Source organism: Streptomyces sp. NPDC050439, from assembly GCF_040655335.1.
GTDB lineage: Bacteria > Actinomycetota > Actinomycetes > Streptomycetales > Streptomycetaceae > Streptomyces.
The window spans coordinates 1,342,152-1,367,484 of record NZ_JBFAJT010000001.1; the positions used below are offsets into that span (position 1 = coordinate 1,342,152).

The window sequence follows — 25,333 nt, forward strand, 5'->3', positions numbered from 1 at the left end:
CTGACGCGACGGCCGGCGGGACGAGCCGGTGTCCATGCGTCCGCTGCAAGGAAGTACGGACCCGGCAGCCTGAGTTGCCGAGCGGTCGGGCCGGTCCGGGGGCTTGGGGCCGGCCTCGGCGACAGGGTAGAACGAGCAGGCAGAAGCGGACAACGCCTTTCCACCCTCCGAAATGACCTTGCCCCGGCCTTGGCCTGACCTTGGCCTGACCTTGCTGCCGATTACTTTTTGCGGGAGCCGCGGTCAGTACCCCCGTAATCCCCGTGACCGCGATGATGAAGCGGCGACCATGACCGGAACTTCAGGAGTGCCTCAGATGCGTACGTTGATCAGCACCGCTTTCGTCTCTCTCGACGGTGTCGTGGAGGCGCCGGGCGGCGAGCCCGGGTACCGGAACTCCGGGTGGACCTTCAAGGACGTGGAGTTCCTGCCCGAGGCGTACGAGATCAAGGGCCGGGAGCAGCAGGAGGCCACGGCGATGCTGTTCGGCCGGGTCAGCTATGAGGCGTTCAGCCCCGTGTGGCCGGGCATGGAGGAGTTCGCGGACTACAAGGCGATGCCGAAGTACGTCGTCTCCACCAGCCTCGCCGAGGGTGACCTGGTGTCGGGCTGGGGCGAGACCACGATCCTGCGCTCGCTGGACGATGTGGCCGCCCTGAAGAAGACCGAGGGTGGCCCGATCATCATGCACGGCAGCGCCACCCTGAACCGGAACCTCTCCGACGCCGGTCTGATCGACCGCTACCACCTGCTCGTCTTTCCGCTGCTGCTCGGCGCGGGCAAGCGCCTGTTCAGCGCCACGGACAAGGACGCCCAGAAGCTGCGGCTCGTGGAGCACGAGGTCTACGCCAACGGCCTGCAGAAGAACGTCTTCGACGTCGTCCGCTGAGGCCGCGCACCCCGACCGCCGCCCTCCCCGACCGCCGCCCGCCTCGGCCTCACTTGGACACGATGTGTCCGATCGGGTCGGGGCCGGCCGCCGGCGCTTCGCGCTCCGTCTGCCAGGCGGAGTCCCCGGGGCGGAGCTCGCTGCGGAGATAGGCGCAGGTGAGGCGCTGGACCGCGGACACGCGCGCGGGGTTCTCGTCCGTGGTCTCGGCGACGTCGTATCCGGAGATCCCGCCGAACCCGTGCTCCGCCCCGAACAGGGTGAGCAGGGCCTTGGGACCCGGCGCGAGGGTGTACGGATCGGCGTGCCAGTCCGGGCCCGCCACCGTCAGATGGGCGGAGTCGTCCTTGTCGCCCGCGACCACGAGCGTCGGTGTCGCCATCCCGGAGAAGTCCGTGGTCGAGAAGAAGGGGTAGCTATTGGCCACCTCGTCGGTGAGGGCGTCACCGCCCCTGCCGGGGGCGCCGAGCAGGACGCCCGCCTTGACGCGCGGGTCGGACAGGTCCACGTCCGTCCCGTCCTCCGGGTCGGTGAGCCGGGCGCCGAGGAGGAGGCTCGCGGTGTGCCCTCCCATCGAGTGCCCGGCCACCGCGACCTTGTCGCGATTGACGCGCCCCTGGAGCTGCGGGACGGCGGACTCGATGACGTCGAGCTGGTCGAGGACGCGCTTCATGTCCTCGGCGCGCGAGCGCCAGAACAGGGGCGCGCCCGGGGTGTCGGGGTCCAGGCTCAGCGTCCGTGAGCTCAGGTGGGTGGGCTGGATGACGACAAAGCCGTGCGCCGCCCAGAAGTTGGCGAGCGGGGCGTAGCCGTTCAGCGAGGAGAGGTGGTTCGAGAAGCCCTGGCCGTGCGAGACGAGGATGACCGGCAGGTCGCTCCCGGTCACGGGGGCGGAGACCCGGACCTCCAGGTCTACGGCCCGGTCGGGGGCCGGAAGGACCACGGGGCTGACGGAGAGCACGGGGCTGGGCGAGCCGAGGATGTCGGCTGCGTCGCTCCCAGCTGTAGCGGCTGTGGAATGCGATGCGCTCATGGTGCGGGGTTCCCTTCGGTGGCCTCCGTGCCGGCCCGTGCGGGTCGGCGGTCAGGGAGGCGGGGAGGCAGACGGCCAGAAGCGTCCGGCGTCGGATATGCTGCAATCGGAACGCCGTTCCGCTTACAGTTCGACGATACGGAACAGCGTTCCGCTTTGTCAACGATCCCCGGATCACGGGAAGGAGAGCGCGATGCCCGCCGCAAGCAACTCCGGTGAGGTACCGGCCCGGAGCGCACCCCGAAGCAAGCGGGCCGACGCGCAGCGCAACGAACAGACGCTCCTCGCCGCCGCCGCCGCGGTGTTCGTGACCTCCGGTGTCGACGCGCCGATCCGCGAGATCGCGGCCAGGGCGGGCGTCGGGGTGGGGACGATCTACCGCCACTTCCCGGCCCGGTCGGATCTCGTTGTCGCCGTCTACCGCCACCAGGTCGAGGCGTGCGCCGAGGCGGGGCCGGCCCTGCTGGCGGATGCCGGTTCCCCGCTGGCCGCGCTCCACCGATGGGTCGACCTCTTCGTCGACTTCCTGGTCACCAAGCACGGGCTCGCCAACGCGCTGCAGTCGGACAGCGGCGGCTTCGAGGCGCTGCACACGTACTTCCTCGACCGTCTGGTGCCCGTCTGCGAGCAACTGCTCCAGGCAGCGGCCGACGCCGACGAGATCGAACCGGGCACCCGCGCCTACGAACTCATGCGCGGCATCGGCAACCTCTGCATCGGGCACGACAGCGACCCCGACCGCTACGACTCCCGCCGCTTGATCGCGCTGCTTCTTCGGGGACTGCGACCGACACAGCCGTCCTGACTCCCGCGCCCCACGGGGTGGTGCTGACACCACCCCGCAGCCGGTGGCTGTCCGGCTGCTCGCCGGATTCCCGGATCCATACGCTCGTCTACATGATGAAGCGAACAGCACACGCAGCGATCACCGGCACTCTCGCCATCGGCACATTGGCCGCCCTGACCTGCACGGCGGCCGCCGACTCAAGCGGCGGCGCAGAGCGTTCGGTGGTGCGGACCGACAAGGGCTCCGTGCGCGGCACCGTCACCGCCGACGCGCGCACCTTCGAGGGCATCCCCTACGCGGCCCCGCCGACCGGCGAGCGACGCTGGGCGCCCACCGCGCCCGCGAGGAAGTGGCAGGGCGTCAAGGACGCGACCGAGCCGGGCTCCGGCTGCCCGCAGACCGGCTCCGTCCCGCCGGCGGGGCCCAAGTCGAACAACGAGGACTGCCTCTTCCTCAACGTCACCACCCCGCGCGCCGAGCCCACCCGGCCCCGCCCGGTGATGGTCTATCTGCACGGCGGTGATCACACGGACGGCGAGGGCGCCATGCACGGTGCCGAACGGTTGGCCGCGCAAGGTGATGTGATCGTCGTGACCGTCAACTACCGGATCGGGGCGCTGGGTTACCTCGCCCACCCCGGCCTGGAGAAGGGTTCACGGCACGGCGAGTCCGGCAACTACGGTTTCCTCGACCAGCAGGCAGCCCTGCGCTGGGTGCGGCACAACGCCTCCGCCTTCGGCGGCGACCCCGGCAACGTCACCCTCTTCGGGGAGTCCGCCGGATCGCACAGCACCTGCGCCCACCTGGTCGCCCCTTCATCGGCAGGACTCTTCGACCGGGTCATCTCGCAGAGCGGCCCCTGCACCGGCCCCGACGGCAAGACCGATCGCAAGGACGCGTTGCGGCAGGGCAAGAGGACAGCCGCCGCCCTGGAGAAGGAGCCCGGCGTGAAGGATTGGCGCAAAGCTCCCGTCGAGCACCTGATCCACCCCTTCGGCCAGGGCCCGAGCTACTCCCCCGTCTACGGGGGCGAGTTGCTGCCCCTGACACCCAAGGAGGCGTTCGCCACGGGCCGGTTCAACAAGGTCCCGGTCCTCCAGGGCACCAACCGCGACGAGATGCGGTCGATGGTCTACGGCATGGAACTCGCCAAGAAGCAGGCCACCGGCGACCCCGGCGCGACGATCGACGCGGCCGACCATCGGGCCCGCCTGGAGGAGGAGTTCGGCAAGGAGAAGGCCGCGACCGTCTTGGAGCGCTACCCCGTCCACGCCTACGACGACACCCCCGCCCTGGCGCTCGCCGCCCCCCTCACGGACGCCCTCTACGCCAAGCCCGCCATCGAGACCGGCCGCGCACTCGCCCGCCATGTCCCCACGTACTCCTACGAGTTCGCGGAGAAGGAGACCCCCTGGTACGCGGACCCGATGTACCCCGAGCCCGGCTTCCCGGCCGGTGCCGGGCATCTCTTCGAGCTGCCCTACCTCTTCGAGATCGACGACTACGAGGAGCTCGACCCCGCCCAGCGCGGCCTGTCCGACGTGATGATCCGCATCTGGACGGACTTCGCCCGCACCGGCAGGGCCTCCTGGAAGCCCACCACTCCCACCGACCCGAACACACAGTCCCTGGCCTCGGGCCCCGGCGGCATCCGCCCGGTGGACTTCGCCAAGGACCACCGGTACCACTTCTGGAAGTCGCTGGGCTGAGCCTCAGACGTTGCGGCCGTGCTCCCCCACCGCGACCCTGGCCAGCTTCGTCAGCATCATGCCGTTGCGGACCCCGATCACGTAGTCCACGGGGAGCCCGTGCATCCGGGTGCCGGGGCCGCGGAGAGGGTGCCAGTCGAGGATCATGAGGGTGTGTTCGCCCCAGGGGACCAGGTTCATGGCGATGCGGGCCGCGCCGAGGGGGCCCGCCTTCGCCTCCAACTGCAGGCGGCTCTCCGGTTCGCTGATGCGGACGACGCAGGTGTCGTCAAGGACCAGCCGGCCGACGCCGACCCGGACTTTCAGCCGGGCACCCACCGCGGGCCAGTGCGGGTCCACGGCGAGAACCTCCTGGGTTCCCGTCACCCATTCCCCGTACCGGCGGCCGTCGGACAGCAGACTCCAGACCTCGGCCGGTGAGGCCAGGATCAGACGGCGGTTCCGGGACACGCTGACCACACTCCTATCGGGGGGTATGCACCGATTTTTGCACTTTGCCACCTGCCGCACCTTCCGGAGCGACCGCTGCCGGGCGCCGCGCCCTGTGCGAGGGTGACCGAAAGGGTGATCCCGTCCCTCGAATGCCTCGGTCGCTTCGATCACCTCGACCGCTTCGCACGCAAGGAGCCGCATGCCCACCGCAGCCGCCGCAGCGAGTCTGGCCCTGGACCTCACCTCAGGGCTGAAGGTGCCGGATCTGGAGAAGCTGTACCAGGACCTGCACCGCCATCCCGAGCTCTCCTTCCAGGAGCACCGCACGGCCGGGACCCTCGCCGGACGGCTGGGCACCGCCGGGTACGCGGTGACCACCGGGGTCGGCGGGACCGGCGTGGTGGGCGTCCTGGAGAACGGCGACGGGCCCGTGGTGTGGCTGCGCGGTGACATGGACGCGCTGCCGGTCACCGAGACCACGGGGCTCGCGTACGCCTCCACCGTGGACGGAGTCATGCACGCCTGCGGCCACGACATGCACGTCACCTGGCTGACGTTCGCCGCCGAAGCACTGGCGGCCGCACGGGACACCTGGTCGGGCACTCTCGTGGTGATCGGGCAGCCCGCCGAGGAGGCGGGCGGCGGAGCCAGGGCCATGGTCGCCGACGGGCTCCAGGAACGCTTCCCGCGCCCCGACGCCGTCTTCGGCCAGCATGTCGCCCCCGGCCCCGCGGGTTTCGTCTCCCACACACCGGGGCTGATCATGTCGGCCGCCGACGACCTGCACATCGTGGTGCCGGGGGTCGGCGGCCACGGCTCGCGGCCCGAGGCGAGCGTCGATCCGGTGGTGACGGCCGCGTACATCGTCACCCGGCTGCAGACCGTCGTGTCCCGTGAGGTCTCGGCGGCGGACTCGGTGGTGCTGACCACGGGGCAGTTCCACGCAGGGCAGCGGCCCAACATCATCCCCGCGGAAGCCCGCCTCGGCCTGAACCTCCGTACGCAGGACGTGAAGGTCCGCGAGCGGGTCCTGGCCGCGGTGCGCCGCATCGTCGAGGGGGAATGCGACGCCGCCGGGTGCCCGACGCCGCCCGAGGTGAACCTGGGCGCCGGCTTCCCGGCCACCGTCAATGACGCGGCACTGGACGCGGAGATCGCGGCCGTGCACCGCGAACTGCTCGGCGCGCAGGGCGTGTTCAACTTCGGGCCCGCGATGGGCAGCGAGGACTTCTCGCTCCTCGTGCCCACCGGGGTCCCCTACGACTTCTGGTTCGTGGCCTCGACACCGCGGGACGCCTGGCACGCAGCCCCGGGCGAGGGACTCGGCGAGAAGATCACCGCGGTGCCGGCCAACCACAGTCCCCTGTTCGCCCCGGACCTCTCGGTCCTGCTGCCGGGCGTACAGACGCTGGTGGGCGCCGCGCTGCACCAGCTCAACGGCTGAGTAGGTCGATCTCCGCCTCGTCGTACCCGAGTTCGGCGAGCACATCCCTGCTGTGCGCGCCGAGGGTGGGCGGTGCGGTGCGTACGGCGGGACGCTCGCCCCGGAAGCTGACGGGGAAGGCGACCTGCCGGAGCGGGCCCACGTCCGGATGGTCGACCTTCTGGACCATGCCGAGCGCCTCGGTCTGCGGGCAGTCGTAGACCTCGTCGAGGGTGCGGATGGGGGCGACGGGAACGCCGTGCTGCTTGAGCAGCCCGCACCAGTGGGCCACCGTGTCGTCGACGAGGACGGCCTCCAGCTTGGCGTTGAGGGCCTTGCGGTGGGTGACGCGGGCGCGGTTGGTGGCGAAACGCGGGTCGTCGGCCCACTGCGGGTGGCCGAGCGTCCCGCTCAGGCGGCGGAAGAGTCCGTCGCTGCCGACGGCGATCACGAAGTACCCGTCGGAGGCGGCGTAGGCCTGGTACGGGACGAGGCTCGGATGGCCCGAGCCCAGGCGCGTGGGCCGTTCCCCGGTGGCGAAGTAGCCCGTGGCCCAGTTGATGTGCAGGGCGAGCTGCGACTCGTACAGGGATGTCGTGACGTACTGGCCGCGCCCCGTGCGCTCGCGTTCGACGAGGGCCGAGGTGACACCGATGAGGCCGAAGAGCGCGGCGCCGAGGTCGCCCATCGCGTACCCGGCCTTGACGGGCGGGCCGTCGGGCTCGCCCGTGAGTGACATCAGTCCGGCGCTCGCCTGGGCGACCATGTCGTAGCCGGGCTCGTCGCGCAGCGGGCCGGTGTCGCCGAACGCCGAGATGTGGAGCAGCACCAGGCGGGGGTAGCGCTCGCTGAGCGCGCGGTAGTCGAAGACGTCGGCCAGGGAGCTTCCGGGGCGGAAGTTCTCCACCAGGACGTCGGCGTCGGCGAGCATGCGGTGCACGGCCTCCTGTCCCTCGGGGGACTTGAGGTCCAGGGTCACCGAGCGTTTGTTGCGATTGGCCGCCAGGTAGTAGGTGGCGTCGGGGCCGTTGAAGGGCGGGCCCCAGGCGCGGGTCGGGTCGCCGCCCCGGGGGTGCTCGACCTTGATGACGTCCGCTCCGAGGTCGGCGAGGGACATGGTGACGTAGGGGCCGGCGAGGATCTTGGACAGGTCCACGACCTTCGTGCCGGCCAGGGGGGAGGCGGGGCGGGGCTCGTCGGGCATGTGCGGGGGGCCTCCTTGGCCGTGGTGAGCGGGACCTGACCACCCTCGGTCAGTTCGGGCGGGTGGTCCAGGGCGGTGCGGGTCGCGGCGGCGGTGACCTTACGTTGCCGGTCAGCGGCTCGAGGCCGCGCCGCCACCGGCAATTCGTCTGATCGTCTTCCCCTGGCCGCGCCGATATGGGAGAACGCTCTGATGTGCGATGACGAACTGATACCGCCCCGGGCGGACTTGACCGAGCAGCAGTGGCTGCGGGACGACGCGCCGCTCGCCCGGACCCTCTCCGACAAGTGGGGTCCGGCGGCCCTCACCCTGCACCGCCGCACCCTGCTCGGCGGTGCCGCCGCCGGGGCCGCGCTCGCCGCGCTGCCCTTCGGCGCGGGGCAGGCCGCTGCGGCGCCGGGCGCAGCGGCAGAGGCCGCCGCCCGGGGCGCGGCGAAGTTCCCTCTCCCCGAGGCGCCGAACCACAAGGGGGAGTTCGCCGTCCTGGTGACCGGGGACTCCGGAACCGGAGGCGAGGAACAGCTCGCCGTGACCGAGGCCGCGCGCCGGGTGTGCCGCGAGGAGGGGATCTCCCTCGCCGTCGGCCTGGGAGACAACATCTACGAGAACGGGCCCGAGTCCGACCACGACTCCGAGTTCCGCGACAAGTTCGAGACGCCCAACACGGGCATCGACGTCCCCTGGCTCATGGTCCTCGGCAACCACGACTGCTCGGGCCTGATCCCGGGCAGCGGCGGTGACCCCTCGCGCGGGGACCGCGAGGTCTCCTACGCGGCCACGTCCCCGCGCTGGTACATGCCGAGCCGCTACTACAACGTCGCCCTGCCGGCGTCCGAGGCTCCGGGGGACGGCGACCCGGTGGTGGAGTTCTTCGCCCTCGACACCAATCCCGTGGCCTCGACCGTCGCCCAGACCTCGCGCCACTACCAGTGGGACGGTCCCTACATGCGCGCTCAGCGCCAGTGGCTGGACTCCGCCCTGGCCGCGTCTCGGGCCCGCTGGAAGGTGGTGCTCGGCCACCACCCCTACCTGAACAACGGCAAGCACGGCAGCGCCGGTTCGTACGACGGCTTCCTCATCGGCCACTACACGCGGGGCATCCACCTCAAGGAGCTGTACGAGGAGGTGGTGTGCGGCCGCGCCGACCTGATCCTGTCCGGGCACGACCACACCCTGCAGATCCTGGAGCCCACGACCCGCACGGCGGGCACCCGGCAGATCGTCTGCGGGGCGGCCGCCAAGTCCGGTGACGGCAGGGCCCACTTCGACCACCCCGCCGCCTGGCAGAACTTCTCCGACGTGGGGTTCATGGTCCTGAAGGTCTCCGGGCGGGCCATGACCGTGGACACCTACACGGTCGACGTCCCCGCCCGGACCGCGCGCCTGGCCCACACCACGACGACCGCCGCCCCGGTCGCGGGCCGCGCCGGCGTCGGCTAGGACCCGGCACGCCCCGCGACGTTCCTCGCCCACAGCACGAGCGGAACCTGGAGCGGCAGGCGGCCGAACGCCGCCGCCCTCTGGGGCGCGGGGCGATGACGCCAGTCCACCGCCATCTGCACGTTGGCGGGGAACACGCCCACGAAGAACGCCGCCGTGGCCAGCGCGGCGGCGCGCCGGGTGCGGGGCGCCGCCACCCCGGCCGCGAGGGCCAGCTCGACGACGCCGCTCGCGTACGTCCAGGTGCGCGGCGAACCGGGCAGGACGCGCGGCACGGTGGCGTCGAACGTCTTCGGTGCGGCGAGGTGCAGGGCACCGGCCCCGGCCAGCAGACCGGCCAGAAGCAAGGGGGAACGGGACGCCGACGGCATGGTGCCTCCTGAGAGGGTGAAAGGAGGCAGACCTTACTCGACGGTAATCACCGTCTCACAACAGCTGGGCGCCCCGCCGTGCGAGATATTTGACCGGATTGACGTCCGTTCCGTAGCCGCGCTTGGCCCGGATCTCCAGGTGGAGGTGCGGGCCGGTGGCCCGGCCCGTGGACCCGCTGCTGCCGATACGGTCGCCGGTGCCGATGCGGGACCCCTGGCGCACGGAGAGGCGCGACAGGTGCGCGTAGACGGCGTAATGCCCGTCCCGCAGCCGCACCGTGACCGCCTTGCCGTACGCGCCCGACCAGCGGGCCAGGACCACCGTGCCGCCGCCGACGGCGTGCACCGGGGTTCCCGTGGGGACCGCGAGGTCGATCCCGGTGTGGTGTCCGGCGAGCCAGTTGCCGCGCACCCCGTAGCGGGCGGAGACGCGGAAGCGCCGGCGGATCGGCAGGACGAACTTGCGCCGTGGTTTCTCCGGGACGAGCGCCCGGTTCTCGGGGACCGCCTCGTCCGCCTCGGCGAGGGCTTCCTCGAACTCCTCGTCGTAGCCGAGGCCGCAGCCGCCGTCCGTTTCGGCGGCGGCGTGCGGCGCGGGTCCCGCCACCGTGAGGGCGCCGCCGGCCAGAAGGACCGCGGCGACGCCGAGTACGTCGCGTCGTGTGCTGCCCGCTTCACGCGGGCTGTCTATGTCGTAGCCCATGAGGGCCAGCACACTGGCGACGGGAGCGGCCCGCACCCCGAGTGCTCCGCTTGGCGTAACGGCTCCCGGGCCGCTGCCGCGGTCAGTCGAGGGTCGGCCGGTACACGGTGAGCGCCTCGGGGAGCTTGTCGAGGAGCAGCGCGGCGGGCGCGGGGGCGAGTTCACCGTCGTACGCCATCTGTGTGCCCTCGGGCAGGCCGGAGATGACCAGGCGCTGGGCCTTGGCCGAGGCGTACAGGCGGGTCTTGGTCAGCTGGCCGACGACGGCCGCGGCCAGCAGGCGGCTGCGCGCGAAGCGACCGCCGTGCGCGATGCGGACGTCGAGCAGGCCATCGGCCAGGTCGTGCCTGCGCACCGGGGCGATGCCGGCGCTGCGGTAGGCGCCGTTGCCCGCGAAGAGCAGCCACATCGAGCGGGTCTTGCCGTTCACCACCGCGCGCAGCGGCCGTCCCGTGTGCAGGATCTGGGCGACGCCGAGCAGCGCCGCGGGCGGACCGCCGACCTTCGGGGACCATTCCTCCCTGATGCGTACGAGCTCGGGGTAGGAGCCGAGGCTGAAGGTGTTCAGGAAGTACACCGGCTCGGAGTACGTCTTGCCGTCGGGACCGATCCCGGCCAGGGGCTTGACCCGGCCGACGTCGGCCTTGACGGCGCTGCCCTCGGCGAGGGCGATGCAGGCGTCCGCGACCGTGTCGACGCCGAGGTCGGCGGCGAAGTGGTTGAACGTTCCGCCGGGCAGCACCATCAGCGGCACGTCGAAGCGCAGGGCCGGGGTCACGGCGGCGTTCACCGTGCCGTCCCCGCCGCACACGCCGAAGACTCCGCCGCGCCGGGCGGCGTCCCTGGCGGCCTCCTCCAGGACCTTGGGCAGCGGCCCCGCTTCCTCCTCGTAGAGGATCACCTCCGCGCGGGGCAGGGCCATCTTCAACTGCCGGACCGGGTCCATGAGTTGCGGCTGGGCGCCGGACGAGGGGTTCACCACCACGACGAGGCCCTCGCCCTCCGGCAGCGCGGGCGCGTCCGTACGGGGCCGCGCGGGCGGCGGCAGCTGTGACCTGGAGGGCACCATGCCGCGCACGGCGTAGGCGGCGCCCGCGCCGAGGGCCGCGCCCACCAGCACGTCACTGGGGTAGTGCACGCCCGTGTAGACGCGGGAGAAGGCCACCGACGCCGCGATCGGGGCGACGGCCGCGCCGAGTCCCCGCGACTCCAGGGCCACACCCGTGGCGAAGGCGGCAGCCGACGCGGAGTGCCCGGAGGGGAAGGAACTGGTGATCGGCTGGTGCGACAGGTGCCGTATCACCGGCACCGTGTCCAGGACCGGCCGGGAGCGGCGCACCGCGCTCTTGCCCAGCGTGTTGACCGTGGCCGACGCGAGGGCCAGCGAGGAGACGCCACGCACCGCGGCCCGCCTGCCGCGTGCACCGCCGAAGACCCACATCCCCGCCGCGATGCCGAACCACAGAAAACCGTGGTCGGCCGCCCGGCTCAGCCGGGGCAGGACGGGCTGTGCCGCCGGCCAGGAGCGGGCGGCCACACGGTGGAACGCCAGGCGGTCGGTGGCGCCGAGCAGCCTGCGGATGTGCGACGTCGGGAGATCACTCATGAAGCCCCTATACCCGCGCATGTCCTTCGCACCGCACACATCTTGCGCCGGGACTGTGACGTTCACTTCAATCAGTCATATGGCAGTCCCCCGCTCCACTTCCCCCCAGGATCCCCCTTCCCCGCGTCGGCCCGCCGAGCTGCCGCCGACCGCGTGGGCCGTGCTCGGCCTGCTCTCCTTCCCCGGGGAACGCACGGGATACGAACTGAAGAAGTGGGCGGACGCCTCACTGCGCCACTTCTACTGGTCGCCCGCCATCAGCCAGATCTACGCCGAGTTGCGCCGCCTGGAGGCACTCGGGTACGCGACGTCGCGGCGCTCGGGGCCCGAGGAGCCTCGCGCGAAGCGGTCGTACGCCATCACCGCCGAGGGACGTGCCGCGCTGATCGGGTGGGCGGGGGGCGCCGGGGACGCGGGCCCCGCCGTGCTGAAGCACCCGCTGCTCCTGCGGGTCTGGCTCGGGCACCTCGCGGCGCCGGAGCACCTGCGGGCCCTGGTGGCCGAGCACATCGCGCATACGCGGGGCGAGCTCAAGGAGGTGCGCGACGCGCTCGCCCGCGCGGACGGCGAGACGGCATGGACGCACCCGCAGATCGCCCTGCGCTGGAGCGGGCGGCGCCTTGAGGCGGAGATCGAGCTGGCGGAGGCGATGCTCGTCGACCTCGCGGAGATGGCGCCGCCGACGCCCTCCGGTCAACCCCCGGAGGACTCGCCCACCCACGGGTGACGTGGCTCGCGGCGCGCGGGCCCAAGGCGGTAGGACGGGCGGGGTCAGCCGACCCCGCCGTATGGAGCAGTGCACCTGTGACCACCCGCGCCGTCCTTGTCGCCGCCGTCATCACCGGTCTTCTGCTCGGGATCGTGGGAAGCAGAGCGGACGACTCCGATTCAGCCGGGCACCCCCGTACGGGCGGTTCCTTCGCGGAGGCGGGCCGTTAGGCTGCGACCTTGCCGCGTGGCACCTCCCCGCGGCCACCGAGCCGCCGTCGACGGAAGCGAGTGAACCTTGAACTTCCTCACCATCGGTCACCGCGGGGTCATGGGTGTCGAACCCGAGAACACCCTCCGGTCCTTCATCGCCGCGCAAGCCGCGGGCCTCGATCTCATCGAGCTCGATCTGCATCTGAGCAAGGACGGCGCCCTCGTCGTCATGCACGACGCGGACGTGGCCCGTACGACCGACGGCAAGGGACCGATCGCCGAGAAGACCCTGGCCGAGCTGCGGGAGCTCGACGCGGGGCGCGGGGAGCGCATCCCCGTCTTCGAAGAGGTCCTCGACGCGGTGAAGGCGCCGCTGCAGGCCGAGATCAAGGACGTGGCCGCCGCCCGCGCCCTCGCCGAGGTGATGCACCGGCGCGACCTGGTCGGCCGCGTCGAGGTGATCTCCTTCCACGACGAGGCGATCGCCGAGATCGCCCGCCTCGTCCCCGGCGTGCGCACCGCTCTCGTCGCGAGCCGCTACGGCACCGACGTCGTGGAGCGCGCCACGACGGTCGGTGCCACCACCCTCGTCCTGAACATCAGGCGGCTGACGCTGGAGATCGTGGAGCGAGCGAAGAAGGCCGACCTGCGCATCATCGGCTGGGTCGTCAACACGCAGGACGATCTGCGGCTCGTACGCGCGCTGCAGCTCGACGGAGCGACCACGGACTACCCGGAGATCAAGCGGACGGGCCGCTTCACGGCGTGACCGGGCCCCCGCTCAGACCAGCGGCTTGACGAGCAGCTCGAACTGCAGGTCGTCCCGCTGCGGAACGCCGAAGCGCTCGTCGCCGTACGGGAAGGGAGTCATCTTTCCCGTACGGCGGTAGCCGCGCCGCTCGTACCAGGCGATGAGCTCGTCGCGTACGGAGATCACGGTCATGTGCATCTCCCGCACACCCCACGCCTCGCGGACCCGGCGCTCGGCCTCCGCCATGATCACCTTGCCGAGGCCCGCGCCTTGGAGCGCCGGGCTCACCGCGAACATCCCGAAGTAGGCGTGCTCCCCGCGGTGTTCGAGCTGGCAGCAGGCGACGACGGCGCCGTCCCGCTCGACCGTGAGCAGCTTGCTCGCGGATGACTTGATGACGTCGACGACACCCTGCGGGTCGGTCCGCTGGCCCTGCAGGATGTCCGCCTCCGTGGTCCAGCCGGCCCGGCTGGCGTCACCCCGGTACGCCGACTGGATCAGCGAGACGAGTGCGTCGACGTCCGCGTCGGTGGCGTCCCGGAAGGTGAGGTCGCTCGCGGTGACGCTGAGGTCGCTCGTGCTGGGGCGCGGGGCGGTGTCCATGGGGCGGGTTCTCCGATCTCTCTGGCCCGCCGCTGTCGGACGCGGCGTGGGCGAGGCACGGTCGAGCGTATCCCCCCACTAAGGTGCGGCTGCATGGTGCATGTACTGAGCAGCAGGACACTTCTCCGGCCCACCGACCCCGAGCGTTCGCGCGCGTTCTACGGGGAGGCGCTCGGCCTCGCCGTCTACCGCGAGTTCGGCACGGGCCCCGACCGCGGCACCGTCTACTTCCTGGGCGGCGGCCACCTGGAGGTCTCCGGCCGCTCGGAGACCCCGCCCGCACCCGGCCTGCAGTTGTGGCTGCAGGTGGCGGACGCGCGGGCGGCGCACGCGGAACTCGTGGCCCGGGGGGTGGAGGTGGTGCGGGAGCCGCTGAAGGAGCCCTGGGGGCTGGTCGAGATGTGGATCGCGGACCCCGACGGCGTCAAGATCGTCATCGTCGAGGTGCCGGAGGACCATCCGATCCGGTACCGGCCCGGGATCTGACTCAGGGGCAGCTCTCCCCTCTTGTTCTCTCTAGACCGGTCGGTCTATTGTTTCAGGTGTGACCAAGACACGCGGAGAGACCCGCGCCCGCATCCTGCGCACGGCCGCCGATCTGTTCCAACGGCAGGGCTACGGCGCCACAGGGCTCAATCAGGTGCTCGCGGAGAGCGGCGCCCCCAAGGGGTCGCTGTACTTCCACTTCCCGCAGGGCAAGGAACAGTTGGCCGCCGAGGCCGTGGCGCTCGCCGGGGGCGAGATGGGCGCGCGCATGGCCGACGTCGTGGGCTCCGCGGCCGGGGCGGAGGAGGCCGTCCTCGGGGTCGGGGAGCTGCTCGCGCAAGGGCTGCGCGAGTCCGGCTTCCGGGACGGCTGTCCCGTCGCCACCGTCGCGCTGGAACAGGCGGGGGGCGAGGGGCCCATCAGCGATGTCTGCCAGGTCACCTACGACTCCTGGCTCTCGGGTCTCGCGGAGGCGTTTCGCGGCTGGGGCGCCGCCGAGGAGGAGGCCGCCGAGCTCGCCGAACTCGTGATGTCGTCCTTGCAGGGGGCTCTTCTCCTGGCGCAGGTGCGGCGTGACACCGCGGTCATCTCGTCGGTGGCCCGGCGCGTCGCCTCGGTCGTCGCCCGGAGCCTGGAGAACCCGAAGGGGACGGTGGGCGGCGCGTGAAGGTCCATCACCTCAACTGCGGTTCCATGCTGAAGATCGAGCCCACCTACGACGGGCCGCCGCCCCTGCACGCCGTGTGCCACTGCCTGCTGGTGGAGACCGACACGGACGGGCTCGTGCTCGTCGAGAGCGGGCTCGGCCGGGACGACGTACGCAGGCCGCTCGCCTCCCTCGACCCCGAGTGGACCGAACTGGCCGCCCCGGAACTGGACTTCGCCGAGACGGCCCTCTCGCAGGTCGAACGGCTGGGATACGCGGCGTCCGACGTACGGCACATCGCGCTCACGCACCTGGACGTCGATCACAGCGGCGGGCTGCCCGATTTTCCCGAGGCGCGCGTGCACCTCATGGCCGCCGAGCTGACCGCGGCTCTCACCGAGGCACCGAGCCGTCGCTACCGGCCCGCGCACTGGGCGCACGGCCCGCACTGGGAGACGTACGAGGAAGGCGTCGGCGAGGAGTGGGCGGGATTCTCCGGGGTGCGGCAACTGACCGGGCTCGGCGAGGAGTTCCTGATCGTGCCGCTCGGCGGGCACAGCGCCGGGCATGCCGCCGTCGCCGTGCGCGACCGCGGGCGGTGGCTGGTGCATGCCGGGGACGCGTACTTCTACCACCGCGAGATCGCCGCCGAGGCCCCGCACTCGCATCCCCTGATGGACCTCATCCAGCTGGACGCCCAGGTGGACGCCGAGCTGAGGGTCGCCAATCAGGGGCGGCTGCGGGAGGTGGCCACCCGGACGGAGGAGTTCACCGTCCTGAACGCGCACGATCCGTGGGACTATCTGCGGCTCGCCGGTGCAGGCGGCTGATTCGACGGTCCGGGGGTATTCGTCCGGCGGTCGCGGGGTACCCGGGTTCCCCGCCCGGCGCACCCGACGTGCGCCGGGACGCCCCTCGTCGGAGGATTGACCGGACCCCTCGCCCAACCCTGGAGCGATCTCGTATGCAACGTCCCCGGATTCTGATCATCGGCGGTGGCTTCGCCGGTATGGAGTGCGCGCACAAGCTGGAGCGGACGCTCAAGGCGCAGGACGCCGAACTGCGGCTCATCAGCCCGCAGGACCACCAGCTGTATCTGCCCCTGCTCCCCCATGTCGCGTCGGGCGTGCTGACCCCGCAGTCGGTCGCCGTGCCGCTGCGCCGCATGCTGCGCCGTACGGCGATCGTGCCGGGCGGGGCCATCGGCGTGGACCCGAGCGCGAAGGCCGTGATCGTACGCAAGATCAACGGCGAGGAGGTCGTCGAGCGCTACGACTACCTCGTCCTGACCCCGGGCAGCGTGACCCGGCAGTTCGACATCCCCGGAGTCGACCAGCACGCCGTGGGCGTGAAGACGCTGGCCGAGGCCGCCTGGATCCGTGACCACGTGATCTCGCAGCTCGACCTGGCGTCGGCGAGCTCGGACCGGGCCGAGCGCGAGTCGCGGCTGCAGTTCGTGGTCGTCGGCGGCGGGTACGCCGGGACGGAGACGGCGGCGTATCTGCACCGCCTGACGAGCGCCGCGGCCGAGCGGTACCCGGGGCTCGACCCCGCGGAGATCAAGTGGCATCTGGTCGACGTGGCACCGAAGTTGATGCCTGAACTGGGTGACCGGCTCGGGGAGAAGGCGCTCGCCATCATGCGGCGGCGGGGCGTCGAGGTCTCCCTCGGGGTGACCGTGGACAAGGCCACCGAGGACACCGTCACCCTCACCGACGGGCGCGCGCTGCCCTGCCGGACGCTGATCTGGACCGCCGGTGTCGCGCCGAGCCCGCTCATCGCCACGCTGGGCGCGGAGACCAACCGGGGCCGCCTGGTCGTCGACCCCGAGCTGACGGTTCCGGGCATGGACGGCGTGTTCGCGCTCGGCGACGCGGCGGCCGTGCCGGACCTCGCCAAGGGCGGCGACGCGATCTGCCCGCCCACCGCACAGCACGCGATGCGCCAGGGCTGGGCGGCGGCGAAGAACGTCACCGCGGCCCTGCGGGGCACGCCCCTGACCCCTTACCGGCACAAGGACATGGGCCTGGTCGTGGACCTCGGCGGCATCCAGGCCGTGTCGAAGCCGCTGGGTGTGCAGCTGACCGGGCTGCCCGCGCAGATCGTCGCGCGCGGCTACCACCTGGGGGCGCTGCGGACCGTCACCGCGCGCTTCCGTACGGCCGCGAACTGGGGGCTCAACGCGCTCGCGGGCGACGACTACGTGCGCACCGGGTTCCAGTCCCAGCGGCCCGCCACACTGGCGGACTTCGAGAAGACGGACGTCTATCTCTCGCCGGAGGAGATCCACGCGCGGATGACGTCGGAGGTGGCGGCACGTTCCATGGCCCCGGAGAAGCCGCTGTTCCCGTAGAGGCGTCGACAGGGTTCACACGAAGGCCGGTGCTCGCGAGCTGCGAGCGCCGGCCTTTGCGCGGGAGCACGGCAGGATGCCGCACGCACGCCGGAGCAGCGGATTCCTCCCTGGTCGTGCGGGCGGGCGGCGACTACCAGTGGTGAGGTAGGCGCCGCTTCGGCGTGCCGGAGTCCTGGACAGGACGGCGAAAAGCAGGTGATCGGGGCTCCGGAACGGCGCGGCCGCCGTCTGAAGGTCGATGCAGCCACCGGATGGCCGGGAGACGCCCCGGAAACCGCCGTCTCGCCGTCTGGTTGATCACGGCGCGCGTCACGTCCGTACTACGCGTCACCCGCCTGTCGCCACACGAAGGACTTCACCCCCATGCGTATCGGCATCGATGTCGGTGGGACCAACACCGACGCCGCCCTCCTCGGGCACGACGACCGCGTGCTCGCGGCCGCCAAGTCACCGACCACGCCCGACATCACCTCCGGTGTCACCGCGGCGATCCAGGGCCTCGCACCACCCGTCGAATCCGTCACCTCGGTGATGATCGGCACCACGCACTTCCTCAACGCGCTCGTCGAGGGCGCCCGGCTCACCCCGGTGGCCGCCGTACGCCTCGGCCTTCCCGCCACCGCCGCCCTGCCGCCCATGGCGGACTGGCCGGAGCGGCAGCGGGCCGCCGTCGGCGGACACGGCTATCTCTGCCATGGCGGACGGGAGTTCGACGGGCGGCCCCTTTCGCCGCTCGATCCGGACGAGCTGCGCCGGACGGCCGCCGACATCGCCGCACGCGGTCTCACCTCGGTCGCCGTGTCCTCGGTGTTCTCGCCCGTCGCCGAGGCGGACGAGTGGCGTGCCGCCGAGATCCTGCGCGACGAGCTGGGCGAGGGCGTGCACTTCTCGCTCTCGCACGATCTCGGCCGGGTCGGTCTTCTCGCGCGCGAGAACGCCACGATCATCAACGCGTCACTGCGGGATCTGGCCACCGTCATCGTCGAGTCGTTCGGCAAGGCACTGGCCGAGCTGTCGATCACGGCGCCGTTCTTCCTCTCGCAGAACGACGGGACGCTGATGGACGTCGACTTCGCGCGCGCGTACCCCGTCGCGACGTTCGCGTCCGGGCCGACCAACTCGATGCGGGGCGCGGCGCTCCTCTCCGGGATCGGGGACTGCGCGGTCATCGACGTGGGCGGCACGACCGCCGACATCGGTGTCCTGAGCGGTGGCTACCCGCGGGAGGCCGGCGGTGAGAGCGAGGCCGCCGGCATCCGCACCAACTTCCGTATCCCTGACGTGCTTTCCCTCGGCATCGGCGGCGGGTCCCTGGTCTCGCGCGACGGCGAGACGGGCCCGCGGTCGGTGGGTCACCTGCTCACGCGGGAAGCGCTCGTCTTCGGCGGCAGGCGGCTGACGGCGACGGATCTCGCGGTGGCCGCGGGTCGCGCGGACATCGGGCACGTGCCTCATGTCGCGCACCTGGGGCGCGAGTTCACGGCACGCGCCCTGGACCGCATCGACGAGCGGCTGGCCGAAGGCGTGGACCGGATGCGGACCTCCGCCGCGATGCTGCCGGTGGTCGTCGTGGGAGGCGGTTCCATCCTCCTGCCCGAGGCGCTGCCCGGCTTCACCGATGTGCGCCGGCCGGACCACTTCGACGTGGCCAACGCGGTGGGCGCGGCGATCGCGCAGGTCGGCGGCGAGGTCGACCGGGTCTTCCGCGTCCCCGACGGCCACCGGGACACCGTGCTCGCCGGGGCCCGCGACGAGGCCGTCGGGCGTGCGCTGGACGCCGGGGCCCGCGCCGGGAGCGTACGCGTCGTCGACATCGAGGAGGTGCCGCTCGCCTATCTGCCCGGCGGCGCCACCCGCATCCGGGTGCGGGCCGTGGGCGATCTGGACCTGGGGCGTCTCGGCGGGGTCATCGCGCCCGGCGCCGGGGCGGTCACCCATGCGTGAGATCACCCTCGGCAACCTCGACGACATCGCGCGGGGCGCGGGCATCCTCGGCACGGGCGGGGGCGGCGACCCGTACATCGGCAAGCTGGTCGCCCGCGAGGCGATCCGCGCGCGCGGTCCGGTGCGGGTGGTCGGCATCGACGAGGTGGACGCCGACGCGACCGTGGTCCCCATCTCCGGCATGGGCGCGCCCACCGTCCTCCTGGAGCGGGTGCCCAACGGACGGGAACATCTGGACGCGCTGCGCGCCCTGGAACGACACCTCGGGCGGCGGGCCACGCACCTGACGCCGCTGGAGGTCGGCGGGGTCAACTCGATGCTGCCGATCGCGTGCGCCGCGCGGGCCGGGCTGCCCCTGGTGGACGGGGACGCGATGGGGCGGGCGTTCCCCGAGGCGCAGATGGTGCTGCCCGGCCTCGCCGGGATCTCCAACTCGCCGATGGCGCTCGCCGACGACAAGGGCAACACCATCGTCGTCGAGGCCGTCGACAACCACGCGGCCGAGCGGATCGCGCGCGCGGTGTGCGTGGAGCTCGGCTGCCAGATCAGTTGCGCGGACACGGTGCTGCGCGGCGATCAGCTCGCCGACGGCCTGGTCCCGGCGACGCTGACGCTCGCCGGGCGGCTTGGTGCCGTGGTGCGCGAGGCGCGCACCGCGCACGGTGATCCGGTGGCGGCCGCGCGGTCGCTCCTGGACGGCATCCCCCTCCTGGCGGGCAGGGTGGCCGACGTGGCGCGTCGCACGGAGGGCGGCTTCGCGCGCGGTCACGCCCGCATCGAGGGAACGCGCGGTGACGCGGGCCGGGTGCTCGAACTCGGCTTCCAGAACGAGCACTTGATGGCCACGCGCGACGGGGAGAGCGTGGCGACCACGCCCGACCTGATCTGTGTCCTGGACAGCGAGACCGGCGATCCGGTGACCACGGAGGGGCTGCGTTACGGCCAGCGCGTCAGCGTCATCGCCGCCCGCTGCGATCCGCGCTGGATCACTCCGGGCGGCCTCGCGCTGACCGGCCCACGCTGTTTCGGGTACGAGGCGGACTACCTGCCCTTCGGGTCGGCGGCCCCCTGACCGTCCGCGGCGGGCGGTCGCAGGGTGATGGTCCGCCGGGTGTGCTTCTCCACCGCCTCCCGCGAGTAGAGGAGCGGGAAGGAGCCGTCGGCGGCCCAGCTCGCGAACAGGTCGTCGTAGTGCGGGCTGCCCGGAACGCCGGACTGCCCCGGGGAGTTCATCGCCACGGAGTCGTCCCAGGAGCCGACGTCCACCACGATCCGGAAGGTGGCCCCCGCGGTCTGCCGGAACCCGGGCCCGTAGGCGGCGGCTCCCACGGTGTCCCCGCTGCCGCCACGTGGGGCCGGCCCCACGGCGGCCCACTCCGGGGCGGTCCCGGCGAGCAGCGCGGCGATGGGGTGGTGCGGGTGGGCGTGATGGAGGGCGCCCCAGGACCAGTCGGCGGGGTCGTCCCCCAGCAGCCCGGCGAGCTCGTCCACGGCCGCGGACAGCGTGCCGAGCAGCAGGCCGGGGTCCGGGTCACCGTCCAGAAGCTCCAGATCGACGCGGGCGTCCGCCGCCGCGTCCTCGGCGGGCAGAACCCGCGCCAGGGCCCGGTCACGCTGCTCCTCGCCCACGACCCCTTCGAGGGCCCGCGCCAGCAGGGCGGGCCGCAGATGCCGCCGGTACCAGACCTCGAAGAGGGCCGCGGCAGCCGAGCCGGCGGTGAGACGGGCGTCCCAGTCGCGGAGGAGGGCGAGGGCGGTGGTGACATTGGCCCGGCTGTCCTCAAGGCCCGTGAGCAACCCCTGTATCCGCCGTCCCGGCAGACTCACGTAGTCCGTCTGCAGGCGTACGCAGTCCTCGACCGTCCAGGAGCTGTGGGAGCCGAGTTCTTCCGTGATGCGGTCGTGGCGGGTCGGTGCGTACCAGTCGTACGTCACCGTCTTCTCCGCGTTCGGGTACGTCGGCGGCAGATTCAGTTGGTTGGCCGTGGCGAACCAGCCCTGGGCCGGGTCGCGGACGGAGGGGAGTTCCTCCACGTCCAGGAAGCCGTCCCATTCGTAGCGACCGTCGCCCGGCACCGGGAGCGTGCCGTCCCAGCCGGGGCGGACGGGGACACGACCGGCGGGCCGCCAGCCGATCGTCCCGTCGGGCGCCGCGTAGACCTGGTTCTCGCCGGGGGCGCCCCAGCGTCGCATCGCCGCCACGAACGCGTCGGGGCTCGCCGCCCGCATGTAGTCCATGCTGCCCAGGTAGGGGGCCATGCCGGGGCCGAGCCATGCCGCCCGTACCGCGAACGCCGCGTTCCGTTCCGGGAGTTCGCGGATGACCGGGCCGTGGCGGGTGAACCACAGGTCGGCCGGGAGCGCGTCGCCGTCACGCACCGGGATCGCCTCCGTGATCCGTGTCATCGGCTCCCAGCGGTCCTGGTACCAGTACTCGCGCGGGTTCTCCGGGTTCGTGCGGTAGACGTACAGGTCCTCCTGGTCGATCGGGAAGATCGTCAGGCCGAAGGCGACGTGGCCGTTGTGGCCGATGGAGATGCCGGGCAGGGCCGGTTCGCCCGCACCGACGGCGTCGATGCCCGGCGCCGAGAGGTGCGCCAGGTAACGCAGCGCGGGCAGAGCGATCCCGCGGTGCGGGTCGTTGGCCAGGAGGGGGCGGCCGGTGGCGGTGCGCGAGGGGGCGATGACCCAGTTGTTGGAGCCGTCCAGGCCCTGGCGGGGCGCCGCGCCCGCCGCCCACGGAGGCGTGGTGGCCATGTCGTACACGCGCAGGACGTCGGCCGGGATGACGGAGAGGTCGAGGCCCTCGGGGACGCGCAGCCGGTGCGGCGCGGGCTCGCGGCGGCGGCGCAGCTCCTCCGCCCCGGGGCCGTGGTCGCGCAGGGTGAGCGCGCGGGCGACCTCGTCGCGCAGGTTGTACTGCAGGCCGTGGCTGCGGATGCGGGCCACGTCGGAGGGCTGCCAGTACGCCGGTTCGTAGTTCAACAGGGTGAATTCGGGCGGCAGTTGCGTCGCGTCCGCGCGGCACAGTGACACGTACGCGTTGATGCCGGCGACGAAGGCCCTCGTCACCCGCTCCGTGTCGTCGCCGTACGCGCGCCACTCCTCGGCCATGTCGCCTCGGTAGAGGAACAGCCGTGCCGCACGGTCGTGTTCGGCGTACCGCTCCCCCAACACCTCGGCGAGCAGGCCGAGTCCGCGCCGCCGCCACAGGTCGAGCTGGAAGAGGCGGTCGCGGGCCGCGTTGAAGCCCTGGGCCAGGAAGAGGTCGTCCTGGGACGCGGCGTACAGATGCGGGACACCCCACCGGTCGATCCGGATCTCCACGGACTCCCGCAGGCCCGGCACCTCGAAGTCATCCCTGTCCGTCATGCATGCCTCACTCACGAGCCAGTTCAGGTTGTCGTCCGACACGAGGATGGCACCCTCCACGACGGGCCCGAGGACAGAGCGGGCGGGGTTAGGGTTCGGGCGTGAGCAGCGAACATCCGCAAGAGCCGCACACCCGCCGCCCCGTCGTCGTGGTGGCCTCCTCCGCGGGGGGCATCGAGGGGCTGCAGGCGCTGCTGGCCGGCCTCGGCGCCGACTTCCCGGCGCCGGTGCTGGTGGCCCATCACCTGCGGCGTGCCCGCGAGACGCACATCGTCGCCATCCTTTCCCGCCGCACCACGCTGACCGTCAAGCTGGCCGAGGACGGCGAGATCCCGGAGCCCGGGACGGTGTACATCGCCCCGCCCGATCACCACCTGTGCGTCCCCGCGGACGGCAGCCTTTCCCTGTCTCAGGAGCCCCCGGTCAACCAGTCCCGCCCGGCCGCCGACCCCCTCTTCGAGTCGGCGGCCGCCACGTTCGGCCCTCTGCTCATCGCCTGTGTCCTGACCGGGGCCGACGGCGACGGCGCCCGCGGGGTGGAAGCGGTGAAGTCGGGCGGCGGCACCGTCATCGTGGAGGACCCGGCCACGGCCAAGTTCCACGGGATGCCCAAGTCCGCGATCGGGACCGGTCAGGTGGACTTCGTGCTGGGCGCCGACGACATTCCTGCCCGCCTCCGTCGGCTCGTGCGCCAGCACGAGAACTGAGCGGCCGGCAAGGGCTGAGCGTCCGGTCAGCGGGACCTCGTCCGCGTCGCGCGCTCGTCCGGTACCGCCGGTCTGGTGGCGGGAATCCCGGCGGGGCCGGGGCCCGGTGCGATCCGCACGACCGCGAGCAGCACGACGAGGTTGGCGGCGAGCGCGATGATGCCGCCGTTCACGCCGTGGTACGGGTCGTTGTCGGTGGCCCACAGGATGGTCATCACCGCGAGCCCGGTGAGCATCCCCGCCACCGCGGCCCGCGCGGTCAGCCGCCGCCAGAACAGGGCGAGGAGCACGACCGGCACGAGCTGCGCCAGCCCCTCGTAGGACAGGACGGAGAGCTCCACGAGAGTGTTCGGGTAGAAGAGACTGCCCGCGAGGGCGATCAACCCGGCCACCACGCAAACCAGTTGAGATAGCCTCTTGGCCCGCATGTCGTTCGCGTCGCCGGTCTTCCCGGCCGCTCGACGGCGTGCCCGCGGGTCGGCGCCATTGCCTCCGCCGAGGACGGTGCGGCCCCACAGGGTGCCGATGGAGAGCATGAAGACACTCATCGGCACGATCGCCGAGAGCGCGCCCGCGACGCCGATGAGCGCGACGACGGGTGAGGGCAGCGAATCGGTGACCAGGCTGAAGAGGGCCAGGTCGGGGTTGCCCAGGGTCGGCATCACGAACAGGGCCGTCGCGCCGACCACCATCGGGACGAACAGGAGCAGTTGGTACCAGGGCAGGAGCAGCGCGTTGCGGCGCAGCGCGTTCGGGCTCTTTGCGCTGAGGTAACCGGCGACCGTGGTCGGGAAGATGGTGATGGTCACGGCGTTGAGCACGACGGTGCTCAGGAACCACATGGCGTTGCGCCCGCCGGACTCGTGCCCGGGGAAGGTCAGCCACTCGGGTTTCTCGGTCACCATGCGCTGCATGAAGTCGCCGAATCCGCCGAGGTAGTGCATGGGGATGTAGACGGCGAGGAACACGACGGCAACGATCACCAGCATGTCCTTGAGCGCGCTCACCCACGCAGAGCCGCGAAGGCCGGACACGAGGATGAAGATTTCGGCCACGACGAAGGAGATGACGGCGGCGACCTTGAGATCGACGCTGCCGTACGTCATCGCGTTCACGACGACGCCCATGCCCTGAATCTGCACCTGGATGTAGGGGACGATGAAGACCGTCGCGACGACGGCGACGAGAATCCCCACCGGCCTCGAGCGGAAGCGGAATTCGGCGATGTCCGCGATGGAGATGAGGCCGTGCCGGCTCGCGTACGTCCACAGGGCGGGGCCCACGACGTACGCGACGGCGAAACCGACGGTGAGATAGGCGACCAGGTAGAGGATCGGCGCGCCGAACGAGTACGACCATCCCGCGGTGCCGAGGAACGAGAAGCTCGTGTACGTCTCGCCGGCCATGAGCAGCCAGATGAACAGGACGCCGAGTCCGCGGCTGGAGACGGACCACTCGGCGAGGCCCTTGGACCTGCCGCGGGCGCTCCACACCCCGATCAGGATCGTGGCGACCATGGCGAGCCCGAAGATGGTGGTGGCGACGGCTGCGGAGCCGTTCATCGGCTGCCTCCTTCGGGGGCGGTGCCGTTGTCGAAGCCCGGGAGGTCGTCGGCGGGGATGGGTTCGACGGCGTTCAGGCGGTACGCGGGGTCGAGCCGGGCGGCGATCCAGATGACCAGGGGGCTGATCACGGTGGCGGCGATGACCCAGGCCAGGAGGAAGGGGACGCCCAGGACGCGTGGCTCGATGCGGTTGGCGACGAAGGGGGCGGCGCCGTAGAGCAGGACGGGGACGAGGAGCAACCAGAGGGAGGGGCGGGCCGCGCCGCGGAGGGTGGGGAGGCCGTCCAGGGGCCCGTCCAGGGGCGAGGCCGCCGGATCCGGTGGACTCTGCTCGCCGCCGTCTTCGGATGTGGGGGGCATGGGGGGGGGCTCCTTGGGCAGGGACG

General features: G+C 72.0%; 25 protein-coding genes. 15 read left to right on the plus strand and 10 right to left on the minus strand.

The features are described 5' to 3' along the window. The first annotated feature begins 316 nt into the window (after positions 1–316). Complete coding sequence (locus tag AB0I66_RS05975; protein WP_363206448.1) at positions 317–889, plus strand: dihydrofolate reductase family protein; 573 nt, start codon at positions 317–319, stop codon at positions 887–889. A gap of 49 nt (positions 890–938) precedes the next feature. Here AB0I66_RS05975 and AB0I66_RS05980 read toward each other — a convergent pair whose 3' ends face one another. Further along, entirely contained in the window at positions 939–1,922 is a 984-nt protein-coding gene (locus AB0I66_RS05980) for a chlorophyllase (RefSeq protein ID WP_363206449.1), read from the minus strand. Positions 1,923–2,115: 193 nt separating this feature from the next. On the opposite strand from AB0I66_RS05980, the gene AB0I66_RS05985 reads away from it, so the two are divergent. Continuing rightward, positions 2,116–2,727, plus strand: coding sequence for a TetR/AcrR family transcriptional regulator (locus AB0I66_RS05985; protein ID WP_363206450.1), 612 nt, complete (start codon positions 2,116–2,118; stop codon positions 2,725–2,727). Between the two features lie 92 nt (positions 2,728–2,819). Beyond that, positions 2,820–4,418, plus strand: a complete 1,599-nt coding sequence (locus AB0I66_RS05990) for a carboxylesterase family protein (RefSeq protein ID WP_363206451.1) — start codon at positions 2,820–2,822, stop codon at positions 4,416–4,418. 3 nt (positions 4,419–4,421) lie between these two features. Here the strand turns inward: AB0I66_RS05990 and AB0I66_RS05995 are convergent, their stop codons facing one another. Then, positions 4,422–4,868 (minus strand): SRPBCC family protein, encoded by a 447-nt coding sequence (locus tag AB0I66_RS05995; RefSeq protein WP_363206452.1) that lies wholly within the window; start codon positions 4,866–4,868, stop codon positions 4,422–4,424. 181 nt (positions 4,869–5,049) lie between these two features. Here AB0I66_RS05995 and AB0I66_RS06000 point away from each other — a divergent pair, with 181 nt between their 5' ends. Further along, the gene (locus AB0I66_RS06000; RefSeq protein ID WP_363206453.1) at positions 5,050–6,294 is read left to right on the plus strand and encodes an amidohydrolase; all 1,245 of its coding nucleotides are present in this window, start codon (positions 5,050–5,052) and stop codon (positions 6,292–6,294) included. Here AB0I66_RS06000 and AB0I66_RS06005 read toward each other — a convergent pair. After that, positions 6,284–7,477, minus strand: a complete 1,194-nt coding sequence (locus AB0I66_RS06005; RefSeq protein ID WP_363206454.1) for a CoA transferase — start codon at positions 7,475–7,477, stop codon at positions 6,284–6,286. The genes AB0I66_RS06000 and AB0I66_RS06005 overlap by 11 nt on opposite strands. 192 nt (positions 7,478–7,669) lie before the next feature. Here AB0I66_RS06005 and AB0I66_RS06010 point away from each other — a divergent pair, with 192 nt between their 5' ends. After that, complete coding sequence (locus AB0I66_RS06010) at positions 7,670–8,917, plus strand: metallophosphoesterase (RefSeq protein ID WP_363206455.1); 1,248 nt, start codon at positions 7,670–7,672, stop codon at positions 8,915–8,917. Here the strand turns inward: AB0I66_RS06010 and AB0I66_RS06015 are convergent. The 3 genes from AB0I66_RS06015 to AB0I66_RS06025 form a co-directional block, all read right to left on the minus strand. Further along, the gene (locus tag AB0I66_RS06015) at positions 8,914–9,288 is read right to left on the minus strand and encodes a DoxX family protein (RefSeq protein WP_363206456.1); all 375 of its coding nucleotides are present in this window, start codon (positions 9,286–9,288) and stop codon (positions 8,914–8,916) included. The genes AB0I66_RS06010 and AB0I66_RS06015 overlap by 4 nt on opposite strands. A gap of 55 nt (positions 9,289–9,343) precedes the next feature. Beyond that, the gene (locus AB0I66_RS06020; RefSeq protein WP_363206457.1) at positions 9,344–9,991 is read right to left on the minus strand and encodes a M23 family metallopeptidase; all 648 of its coding nucleotides are present in this window, start codon (positions 9,989–9,991) and stop codon (positions 9,344–9,346) included. Between the two features lie 82 nt (positions 9,992–10,073). Further along, positions 10,074–11,597, minus strand: a complete 1,524-nt coding sequence (locus tag AB0I66_RS06025) for a phosphatase PAP2 family protein (RefSeq protein ID WP_363206458.1) — start codon at positions 11,595–11,597, stop codon at positions 10,074–10,076. A 79-nt stretch (positions 11,598–11,676) separates the two neighbouring features. Between AB0I66_RS06025 and AB0I66_RS06030 the strand changes: the two genes are divergently transcribed. The 3 genes from AB0I66_RS06030 (at position 11,677) to AB0I66_RS06040 (ending at position 13,287) form a co-directional block, all read left to right on the plus strand. Continuing rightward, a complete protein-coding gene (locus AB0I66_RS06030; RefSeq protein ID WP_363206459.1) occupies positions 11,677–12,324 on the plus strand; it encodes a PadR family transcriptional regulator in 648 nt (215 codons plus the stop codon). 77 nt (positions 12,325–12,401) lie between these two features. After that, entirely contained in the window at positions 12,402–12,536 is a 135-nt protein-coding gene (locus AB0I66_RS06035) for a hypothetical protein (RefSeq protein WP_363206460.1), read from the plus strand. A 67-nt stretch (positions 12,537–12,603) separates the two neighbouring features. Further along, positions 12,604–13,287 carry a glycerophosphodiester phosphodiesterase family protein gene (locus AB0I66_RS06040; protein WP_363206461.1) on the plus strand — a complete coding sequence of 228 codons (684 nt, stop codon included), beginning with the start codon at positions 12,604–12,606 and terminating at the stop codon, positions 13,285–13,287. A 12-nt stretch (positions 13,288–13,299) separates the two neighbouring features. Here the strand turns inward: AB0I66_RS06040 and AB0I66_RS06045 are convergent, their stop codons facing one another. Beyond that, a complete protein-coding gene (locus AB0I66_RS06045; protein ID WP_363206462.1) occupies positions 13,300–13,872 on the minus strand; it encodes an N-acetyltransferase in 573 nt (190 codons plus the stop codon). 93 nt (positions 13,873–13,965) lie between these two features. Here AB0I66_RS06045 and AB0I66_RS06050 point away from each other — a divergent pair, with 93 nt between their 5' ends. The 6 genes from AB0I66_RS06050 (at position 13,966) to AB0I66_RS06075 (ending at position 20,376) form a co-directional block, all read left to right on the plus strand. Then, positions 13,966–14,358: a VOC family protein gene (locus AB0I66_RS06050; RefSeq protein ID WP_363206463.1), complete on the plus strand. Its 393-nt coding sequence runs from the start codon at positions 13,966–13,968 to the stop codon at positions 14,356–14,358. A gap of 58 nt (positions 14,359–14,416) precedes the next feature. Next, positions 14,417–15,025 carry a TetR/AcrR family transcriptional regulator gene (locus tag AB0I66_RS06055; RefSeq protein WP_363206464.1) on the plus strand — a complete coding sequence of 203 codons (609 nt, stop codon included), beginning with the start codon at positions 14,417–14,419 and terminating at the stop codon, positions 15,023–15,025. Then, positions 15,022–15,834 (plus strand): MBL fold metallo-hydrolase, encoded by an 813-nt coding sequence (locus tag AB0I66_RS06060; RefSeq protein WP_363206465.1) that lies wholly within the window; start codon positions 15,022–15,024, stop codon positions 15,832–15,834. The genes AB0I66_RS06055 and AB0I66_RS06060 overlap by 4 nt, the downstream gene beginning before the upstream one ends. A 134-nt stretch (positions 15,835–15,968) precedes the next feature. Then, positions 15,969–17,357 carry an NAD(P)/FAD-dependent oxidoreductase gene (locus AB0I66_RS06065; protein WP_363206466.1) on the plus strand — a complete coding sequence of 463 codons (1,389 nt, stop codon included), beginning with the start codon at positions 15,969–15,971 and terminating at the stop codon, positions 17,355–17,357. Positions 17,358–17,723: 366 nt separating this feature from the next. Then, entirely contained in the window at positions 17,724–19,304 is a 1,581-nt protein-coding gene (locus tag AB0I66_RS06070) for a hydantoinase/oxoprolinase family protein (protein WP_363206467.1), read from the plus strand. Next, positions 19,297–20,376: a DUF917 domain-containing protein gene (locus AB0I66_RS06075; RefSeq protein WP_363206468.1), complete on the plus strand. Its 1,080-nt coding sequence runs from the start codon at positions 19,297–19,299 to the stop codon at positions 20,374–20,376. The genes AB0I66_RS06070 and AB0I66_RS06075 overlap by 8 nt, the downstream gene beginning before the upstream one ends. Here AB0I66_RS06075 and AB0I66_RS06080 read toward each other — a convergent pair. After that, positions 20,346–22,676 carry a penicillin acylase family protein gene (locus AB0I66_RS06080; RefSeq protein WP_363206469.1) on the minus strand — a complete coding sequence of 777 codons (2,331 nt, stop codon included), beginning with the start codon at positions 22,674–22,676 and terminating at the stop codon, positions 20,346–20,348. The two genes, AB0I66_RS06075 and AB0I66_RS06080, sit on opposite strands and share 31 nt — an antisense overlap. A gap of 101 nt (positions 22,677–22,777) precedes the next feature. Between AB0I66_RS06080 and AB0I66_RS06085 the strand changes: the two genes are divergently transcribed. Beyond that, a complete protein-coding gene (locus AB0I66_RS06085) occupies positions 22,778–23,383 on the plus strand; it encodes a chemotaxis protein CheB (RefSeq protein ID WP_363206470.1) in 606 nt (201 codons plus the stop codon). Positions 23,384–23,409: 26 nt separating this feature from the next. On the opposite strand, the gene AB0I66_RS06090 is transcribed toward AB0I66_RS06085, so the two are convergent. Both AB0I66_RS06090 and AB0I66_RS06095 read right to left on the minus strand, forming a co-directional pair. Then, positions 23,410–24,945, minus strand: a complete 1,536-nt coding sequence (locus AB0I66_RS06090) for a sodium:solute symporter family protein (RefSeq protein WP_363206471.1) — start codon at positions 24,943–24,945, stop codon at positions 23,410–23,412. Beyond that, positions 24,942–25,307, minus strand: coding sequence for a DUF3311 domain-containing protein (locus AB0I66_RS06095; RefSeq protein ID WP_363206472.1), 366 nt, complete (start codon positions 25,305–25,307; stop codon positions 24,942–24,944). Before AB0I66_RS06095 ends, AB0I66_RS06090 begins: the two co-directional genes overlap by 4 nt. Between the last annotated feature and the right edge of the window lie 26 nt (positions 25,308–25,333).

Coding starts and splice junctions, on each gene's coding strand:
- AB0I66_RS06010 (WP_363206455.1), top strand. CDS start 7,670: ATGTGCGATGACGAACTGATACCGCCCCGGGCGGACTTGACCGAGCAG.
- AB0I66_RS06065 (WP_363206466.1), top strand. CDS start 15,969: ATGCAACGTCCCCGGATTCTGATCATCGGCGGTGGCTTCGCCGGTATG.
- AB0I66_RS05975 (WP_363206448.1), top strand. CDS start 317: ATGCGTACGTTGATCAGCACCGCTTTCGTCTCTCTCGACGGTGTCGTG.
- AB0I66_RS06095 (WP_363206472.1), bottom strand. CDS start 25,307: ATGCCCCCCACATCCGAAGACGGCGGCGAGCAGAGTCCACCGGATCCG.
- AB0I66_RS05990 (WP_363206451.1), top strand. CDS start 2,820: ATGATGAAGCGAACAGCACACGCAGCGATCACCGGCACTCTCGCCATC.
- AB0I66_RS06050 (WP_363206463.1), top strand. CDS start 13,966: ATGGTGCATGTACTGAGCAGCAGGACACTTCTCCGGCCCACCGACCCC.
- AB0I66_RS06000 (WP_363206453.1), top strand. CDS start 5,050: ATGCCCACCGCAGCCGCCGCAGCGAGTCTGGCCCTGGACCTCACCTCA.
- AB0I66_RS06070 (WP_363206467.1), top strand. CDS start 17,724: ATGCGTATCGGCATCGATGTCGGTGGGACCAACACCGACGCCGCCCTC.
- AB0I66_RS06005 (WP_363206454.1), bottom strand. CDS start 7,477: ATGCCCGACGAGCCCCGCCCCGCCTCCCCCCTGGCCGGCACGAAGGTC.
- AB0I66_RS05980 (WP_363206449.1), bottom strand. CDS start 1,922: ATGAGCGCATCGCATTCCACAGCCGCTACAGCTGGGAGCGACGCAGCC.
- AB0I66_RS06080 (WP_363206469.1), bottom strand. CDS start 22,676: ATGACGGACAGGGATGACTTCGAGGTGCCGGGCCTGCGGGAGTCCGTG.
- AB0I66_RS06020 (WP_363206457.1), bottom strand. CDS start 9,991: ATGGGCTACGACATAGACAGCCCGCGTGAAGCGGGCAGCACACGACGC.
- AB0I66_RS06075 (WP_363206468.1), top strand. CDS start 19,297: ATGCGTGAGATCACCCTCGGCAACCTCGACGACATCGCGCGGGGCGCG.
- AB0I66_RS06090 (WP_363206471.1), bottom strand. CDS start 24,945: ATGAACGGCTCCGCAGCCGTCGCCACCACCATCTTCGGGCTCGCCATG.
- AB0I66_RS06045 (WP_363206462.1), bottom strand. CDS start 13,872: ATGGACACCGCCCCGCGCCCCAGCACGAGCGACCTCAGCGTCACCGCG.
- AB0I66_RS06030 (WP_363206459.1), top strand. CDS start 11,677: ATGGCAGTCCCCCGCTCCACTTCCCCCCAGGATCCCCCTTCCCCGCGT.
- AB0I66_RS06025 (WP_363206458.1), bottom strand. CDS start 11,597: ATGAGTGATCTCCCGACGTCGCACATCCGCAGGCTGCTCGGCGCCACC.
- AB0I66_RS06015 (WP_363206456.1), bottom strand. CDS start 9,288: ATGCCGTCGGCGTCCCGTTCCCCCTTGCTTCTGGCCGGTCTGCTGGCC.
- AB0I66_RS05985 (WP_363206450.1), top strand. CDS start 2,116: ATGCCCGCCGCAAGCAACTCCGGTGAGGTACCGGCCCGGAGCGCACCC.